Source organism: Mycobacterium sp. E2238 (genome assembly GCF_001672665.1).
Classification (GTDB): domain Bacteria; phylum Actinomycetota; class Actinomycetes; order Mycobacteriales; family Mycobacteriaceae; genus Mycobacterium.
Window position 1 is genome coordinate 1 of the sequence record NZ_LZKF01000084.1, and the last position, 7764, is coordinate 7764.

At 71.0% G+C, this 7764-nt stretch carries 1 protein-coding gene; it reads left to right on the plus strand.

All coding sequences use genetic code 11. The annotated features are described in order from the left end of the window. Positions 1 to 7764: non-ribosomal peptide synthetase (locus tag A5711_RS07040; RefSeq protein ID WP_156744812.1), on the plus strand; the 7764-nt coding region annotated here is incomplete at both ends.

A 7764-nucleotide genomic window follows, 5' to 3' on the forward strand; every position in this document is an offset into this window, starting at 1 on the left:
AGCTTCATGGTGGTGCAGGCCGCCCTGGCGGTGCTGCTGGCCAAGCTGAGCGCGAGTAGCGATGTGGCGGTGGGCTTTCCGATCGCCGGGCGGCGCGACCCCGCGCTCGACGACCTGGTCGGGTTCTTCGTCAACACCCTGGTGCTGCGCGTCGAGGTGGCCGGCGACCCCACCTTCACCGACCTGCTGTCCCAGGTGCGGCAACGCAGCCTGGCCGCCTACGAACACCAAGACGTGCCCTTCGAGGTGCTGGTGGAAAGGCTCAACCCGACCCGAAGCCTGACCCACCACCCCCTGGTCCAGGTCATGCTGGCCTGGCAGAACTTCGCCGGGCAAGGCGGTGGCCCGGTCGGCGGGCTGGCCCTGGGCGACGTCGAGATCACGCCGATGCCGGTGGACACCCAGACCGCCCGCATGGACCTGACCTTCTCGCTGGCCGAGCGCTGGAGCGAGGCCGGCGAGCCCGCCGGGATCGGCGGAACGGTGGAATTCCGCACCGACGTGTACGACGCGGACAGCATCCAGGCGCTCGTCGGGCGGTTGCAGCGGGTGTTGACCGCCATGACCGTCGACCCCACCCAGGCGTTGTCGTCGGTGGATCTGCTCGACGAGGCCGAACATGCCCGCCTCGACGAGATCGGAAACCGGGCGGTGCTGGCTGGGCCGCCGGCCGCGCCGGTCTCCATTCCGGCGCTGTTCGCCGCCCAGGTGGCCCGCACACCGGAGGCCGTGGCTCTGGTGTGCACCGGCCGATCGATGACCTATCGCGAGCTGGACGAGGCCGCGAACCGGTTGGCGCACGTATTGGCCGGCCGCGGGGCCGCGCCGGGACAGTCTGTCGCCCTGCTGTTTTCGCGTTCGGCGGAGGCGATCGTCGCGATCCTGGCGGTGCTCAAGTCCGGGGCGGCCTATCTGCCGATCGACCCGGCGCTGCCCGAGTCCCGCATCGGATTCGTGCTCTCCGATGCCGCGCCGATGGCCGTCATCACCACCGCCGACCTGGCCGACCGGCTCATCGGTCACGACGTGCCGGTCATCGACATCGACGACCCGGACCTCGCCGCCCAACCCGGCGCGACACCGGCGGCGCCGGGCCCCGAGGACCTCGCCTACCTCATCTACACGTCCGGCACCACCGGCGTCCCCAAGGGTGTGGCGGTCACCCACCGGAACGCGACCCAACTGCTGGCGCGCATGGACGCCGGCCTGCCGCGCGCCGGGGTGTGGTCGCAGTGGCATTCACTGGCCTTCGACGTCTCGGTCCACGAGATCTTCGGCGCGCTCCTGCACGGCGGCCGGCTGGTGGTGGTGCCCGAGTCGGTGGCGCGCTCGCCGGAAGACCTGCACGCACTGCTGGTGGCCGAGCAAGTCACCGTGCTGAGTCAAACCCCCTCGGCCGCCGCGATGTTGGCGCCCGACGGCCTGGAATCGGCCACCCTGGTGGTGGCCGGCGAGGCATGCCCGGCCGAGCTGGTCGACCGGTGGGGGCCGGGCCGAGCGATGATCAACGCCTACGGCCCGACCGAGGCCACGGTGTACGCGGCCGTCAGCGAGCCCCTGACGGTGGCGTCCGCCGAGTCAGGTGTGGTGCCGATCGGGTCGCCGGTGCCCGGCGGCGCGTTGTTCGTCCTCGACGGGCGGCTGCGCCCGGTGCCCGTCGGCGTGATCGGCGAGTTGTACGTGGCCGGTTCCGGTGTGGCGTCCGGATATTGGCGGCGGTCGGGCCTAACCGCGGCGCGGTTCGTGGCGTGCCCGTTCGGCGGGGCCGGCACCCGCATGTACCGCACCGGGGACCTGGTGCGCTGGCGCGCCGATGGGCAGCTCGACTACCTCGGCCGCGTCGACGAGCAGGTCAAGATCCGCGGTTATCGCATCGAGCTCGGCGAGGTGCGAGCGGCACTGGCGTGGCTGGACGGGGTGGAGCAGGCGGTCGTCATCGCCCGGGAGGACCGACCCGGTGACAAGCGCCTGGTCGCTTACGTCACGGGGACGGCCGATCCGGCCGGGGTGCGCGCCGCGCTGGCCGAACGGCTGCCGGCGTACATGATCCCCGCCGCAGTGGTGGTGCTCGACGCGCTGCCGCTCACGCCCAACGGCAAGCTCGACACCCGCGCGCTGCCCGCCCCGGAGTACTCCGACGTCGACCAATACCGCGCCCCGGACAACGCCGTCGAGGAGATACTCGCCGGCATCTACGCCCAGGTGCTGGGGCTCGACCGCGTCGGCGTCGACGACTCCTTCTTCGACCTCGGCGGCGACAGCATCTCGTCGATGCAGGTGGTGACGCGGGCGCGCGCCGCCGGGTTGATCTGCCGGACGCGCGACATCTTCGTCGAGCAGACCGTGGCCCGGCTGGCCCGGGTGGCCGAGGTCGCCGACGCCGGTGCCGACGTGGCCGACGAGGGTGTGGGCCCGGTGACCGTCACGCCGATCATGCATTGGCTGCAGGGCCTGGAACGGGCGGGCGGGCAGGTCGACCAGTTCAACCAGACGATGCTGGTGCAGGCCCCCGCCGGGGTCGGCGAGGCGGACGTGCTGGTGGTGCTGCAGGCACTGCTCGACCGGCACGGCATGCTGCGCCTGCGCCTGGACACTGGCTCCGACGGTTGGTCGCTGACGGTGCCGGAGCCCGGTTCGGTGGACGCCCGCGACTGCGTGCACACCGTGGCCGAGTTGTCCGACGCGGCGCTGGCCGAGGCGCGGTCGCGGTTGAACCCGGCGGCCGGGACGATGCTGAGCGCGCTGTGGGCCAGCTCCACCGGCCAGCTGGTGGTGATCATCCACCACTTGGCCGTCGACGGGGTGTCCTGGAGAATCCTGTTGGAGGACTTGAACATTGCCTGGGCGCAGCACCGCCTGGGCCAGCCGGTGGCGTTACCGACGGCGGGCACGTCGTTCGCCCGGTGGGCGTCGCAGCTGGCCGAGCGCGCGCACCACCCGGACGTGGTGGATCAGCTGGACACCTGGAAGCAGGTGGCGGCCACCCCCGCGGCGCTGCCCGCGGTGCGGCCCGAGGTGGACACCTTCGCCACCGCCGGGCACCTCTCGGTGGAACTGGACGCCGAGACCACCGGCATGTTGCTCGGCGAGGTGCCGGCGGCGTTCCGCGCCGGCATCCAGGACATCCTGCTGATCTCGTTCGCCGTGGCGGTGGCGGAATTCCTGGGCACCGGCGTGGCGCCGATCGGCATCGACGTGGAGGGCCACGGCCGGAACGAGGACCTGGGCCGCGACGTCGACCTGTCCCACACCGTGGGGTGGTTCACCGTGAAGTATCCGGTGTCTCTGGCCATGGGTGAATTGCGTTGGGCGCAGGTGGTTTCCGGAGACCAGACGTTGGGTGCGGTGCTCAAGGACGCCAAGGAGCAACTGCGCGCCCTCCCGGATTCGCTGACCTACGGGCTGCTGCGCTACCTGAACGCCGACGCCGACCTTGCCAGTCCCGACCCGACGATCGGGTTCAATTATCTTGGGCGCCAAGGCGGATCGGCTGAACTCTCCGAGGAGATGTGGCGACCAGTGCAGGGCTCGGTCACCGCGGCCGCCGCGGCGATACCCATGCCGCTGATGCACACGCTGGAGTTGAACGCGGCCACCGTCGACTCCGAGACGGGCCCGCGGCTGCACGCCAATTGGACGTGGGCGCCGTCGACGCTCGACGAGGACCGAGTCGCGCGGCTGAGCCGGCTGTGGTTCGAGGCCCTCGCCGGGATCTGCGCCCACGTGCATTCCGGCGGCGGCGGTTTGACGCCGTCGGACATCGCGCCCGCTCGCCTCAGCCAGAAGCAGATCGACCAGCTGCAGCGGCAATGCCACATCGCCGACGTGCTACCGCTGACCCCCGTGCAGCAGGGGCTGCTCTTCCACGCCAACACCGTGCGGGGGGCCGGCCAGGATTCCGGTGACCTCTACGCGGGGCAGCTCGACATCACGGTCAGCGGCCCGCTCGACCCCGACCGCCTGCGCGAGGCCGTGCACGCGATGGTCGAGCGGCATCCGAACCTGGTGGCCCGATTCTTCGACCAGTTCGATGAGCCGGTGCAGGTCATCTCCGCCGATCCGGCGGCGGCCTGGCAGTACCGGGAGCTCGATGGCGCCCCCGACGTCGAGGAGCGCGTTGCGCGGCTCTGCGCCGACGAGCGCGCCGCCGTGTGCGACCTGGCCGGCCAGCCGCCCTTCCGGGTGGCCTTGGTCCGCACCGCGGTCGACCGGCACCGGCTGGTGCTGACCAACCACCACATCGTCCTCGACGGCTGGTCGATGCCGATCCTGCTCGGCGACATCTTCGCCGGCTACTACGGCCAGCGGCTGCCCGCGGCGGCGCCCTACCGCGGCTTCGTCAGCTGGCTGGCCGCGCGCGACCGCGACGCCGCCCGCGCCGCCTGGGGCGAGGTGTTCGCCGGCTTCGACACCCCGGCTTTGGTCGGTCGCCAGGACCAGCTGCAGCCGGGGGAGCAAGGCGTTCAGACGTTCGGGCTGCCGGCCGAGCTCACCCGGGCCATCGGCGAGCTGGCCCGCTCGTGCCACACCACCGTCAACACGGTGCTGCAGGCGGCCTACGCCCAGCTGCTGTGCTGGCTGACCGGTCAGCACGACGTCGCGTTCGGCACCACCGTCTCGGGCAGGCCGGCCGAGGTCCCCGGTGCGGACTCGATGGTCGGCCTGTTGATCAACACGGTGCCGGTACGGGCGAACATCACCCCGACGACCACCGCCGCCGACCTGCTCGAGCAGCTGCAGGCCGCCTACAACCACACGCTCGACCACCAGCACTTGGCGCTCAACGAAATTCACCGCATCACCGGTCAGGACAAGCTGTTCGACACCCTGTTCGCCTTCGAGAACTATCCGATCGACGCCGCGGCGCTGTCGGGCGAACAAGAGCTGTCCATCACCGACATCGCCAGCCGGGAATCCACCCACTACCCGCTGACGATCCAGGCCCAGCCGGGACACGAACTGCGGCTGCGCGTCGAATACGACACCGACGTTTTCGACACCGACGCCATCGCGACGCTGATCGAGCGGCTGCGCCGGGTGCTGTTGGCCATGACCACCGACCCCGGGCGGCGGCTGTCGGCGACGGACGCGCTGGACGCCGGCGAACACCGCAGACTCGACGAGTTCGGCAACCGCGCGGTGCTGTCCCAGCCGTGGTTGCCAGCGTCGATTCCGGGGTTGTTTGCGGCGCAGGTGGTGCGTGTGCCGGGGGCGGTGGCGGTGCGGTGTGCGGGTCGTTCGTTGTCGTATCGGGAGTTGGATGAGGCGTCGAATCGGTTGGCGCATGCGCTGATTGCCCGGGGTGCGGGTCCGGGGGAGTCGGTGGCGGTGTTGTTGGACCGCTCGGCCGAGGCGATCGTGGCGATCCTGGGGGTGCTGAAGTCGGGGGCGGCGTATCTGCCGATCGATCCGGGGTTGCCCGAGGCGCGGGTCGAGTTCATGTTGACCGACGCCGCGCCGGTTGCCGCGGTGACCAGCGTGGCGCTGGCCGAGAAGTTGGCCGGGCATGTGTTGCCGGTCATCGACGTGCACAGCCCCGCACTGCAGTCGCAGCCCGCCACGGCGCCCCCGGGCCCGGATCCTGAGGATGTCGCGCACATCATCTACACCTCGGGGACCACCGGTGTGCCCAAGGGGGTGGCGGTCAGCCACGCCAATGTGACCCGGTTGTTCGACGCCCCGGCGGTGGGGGTGGTGTTGGGGCCAGGGCAGGTGTGGACGCAGTTCCATTCGTATGCCTTTGATTTCTCGGTGTGGGAGATCTGGGGGGCGCTGCTGCACGGCGGGCGACTGGTGGTGGTCCCGGAGGCCGTGGCGCGCTCGCCGAAGGATTTTCATGCGTTGGTGGTGGCCGAGAAGGTGACGGTGTTGAGTCAGACCCCGGCGGCCGTTCGCATGCTGTCACCGGAAGGCCTGGACTCCGCGGCGCTGGTGATCGGCGCGGAGCCCGTACCCCCGGAGCTGGTTGACCGCTGGGCACCAGGGCGGGCGATGATGAACGTCTACGGCCCGACCGAGAGCACGATCTTCGCGTCCATGAGCACCCCGCTGACCGCGAAATCCGGTGCGCCGCCGATTGGTTCGGCGGTGCCAGGGACAGGACTGTTCGTGCTGGACGGCTGGTTGCGGCCCGTGCCGGTCGGGGTGATCGGGGAGTTGTATGTCGCCGGGCGCGGGGTGGGCCTGGGATACGTGCGCCGGCCCGACTTGACCGCGTCGCGGTTCGTGGCCTGCCCGTTCGGCGAGCCCGGACAACGGATGTATCGCAGCGGGGACCTGGTGCGCTGGGGCGCCGACGGCCAACTGCAGTACGTCGGACGCACCGACGAGCAAGTCAAGATTCGCGGTTACCGCATCGAGATCGGCGAGATCCGCTCGGCCCTCGCAGCTTTGGACGGCGTCGACGAAGCGGTGGTCGTCGTCCGCGAGGACCGCCCCGGCGATAAGCGACTAGTCGGCTACATCACCGGAGCCGCCGAGCCGGCCGCGATGCGCGCCGCCCTGGCCGAGCGGCTGCCGGGCTACATGGTCCCGGCCGGGATCGTGGTGCTCGAGGCGCTACCCGTGACGGTCAACGGCAAACTCGACACCCGCGCCCTCCCCACACCGGAATACACCGCCTCGGGCTATCGCGCCCCCACCAATCCCACCGAGGAGATCCTGGCTGGCATCTACGCCCAGGTGCTCGGGGTCGATCGCGTCGGAATCGACCAGTCGTTCTTCGACCTGGGCGGCGACAGCATTCTGGCGATGCGCCTGATCGCCGCGGTCAACACCGACCTGGACGAGTACCTGTCGGTGCGCGCCGTGTTCGAGGCGCCCACCATCGCCCAGCTGGCACCCCGGATCGGCGAAAGCGCTGGCGGCCTCGAGCCGTTGGTGGCCGGCCCCCGGCCGGCGGTGGTCCCGCTGTCGTTCGCCCAGAGCCGGCTGTGGTTCCTGGACCAATTGCAAGGCCCGTCACCGGTTTACAACATGGCGGCGGCCATGCGCCTGCGTGGTCGGCTCGGCGCCGACGCGCTCGGTGCGGCGCTGGCCGACGTGGTGGCCCGCCACGAGAGCCTGCGGACCGTGTTCGCGGCGCCCGAGGGAACGCCCCAGCAGGTGGTCATTCCCGCGGAGCGAGCCGATTTCGGCTGGCAGGTCGTCGACGCGACCGGCTGGTCGGCGAGCCGGCTGGACGAGGCCGTCAAGGCCGCGGCACGCGGCACCTTCGACCTGGCGACCGATATTCCGTTGCGCGCCTGGCTGTTCCGCGTCGCCGACGACGAACACGTGCTGGTGGCCGTGGTGCACCACATCGCCGCCGACGGCTGGTCGCTGCGGCCGCTGGCCGCCGACCTCGGCGCCGCCTACGCCAGCCGGTGCGCGGGGCAGGCCCCCGAGTGGGCCGAATTGCCGGTCCAGTACGTGGATTACACGTTGTGGCAGCGCGCCCAGTTCGGCGATCTGAAGGACAGCGAAAGCCGCATCGCCGCCCAGCTGGCCTACTGGGAAGAGGCCCTGGCCGGCATGCCGGAGCGGTTGCAGCTGCCCACCGACCGCCCCTACCCGCAGGTGGCCGACCAGCGCGGGGCCACGGTGGCGATCGACTGGCCCGCCGACTTGCAGCAGCAGGTTTCGGCGGTGGCCCGCGAACACAATGCGACCAGCTTCATGGTGGTGCAGGCCGCCCTGGCGGTGCTGCTGGCCAAGCTGAGCGCGAGTAGCGATGTGGCGGTGGGCTTTCCGATCGCCGGGCGGCGCGACCCCGCGCTCGACGAC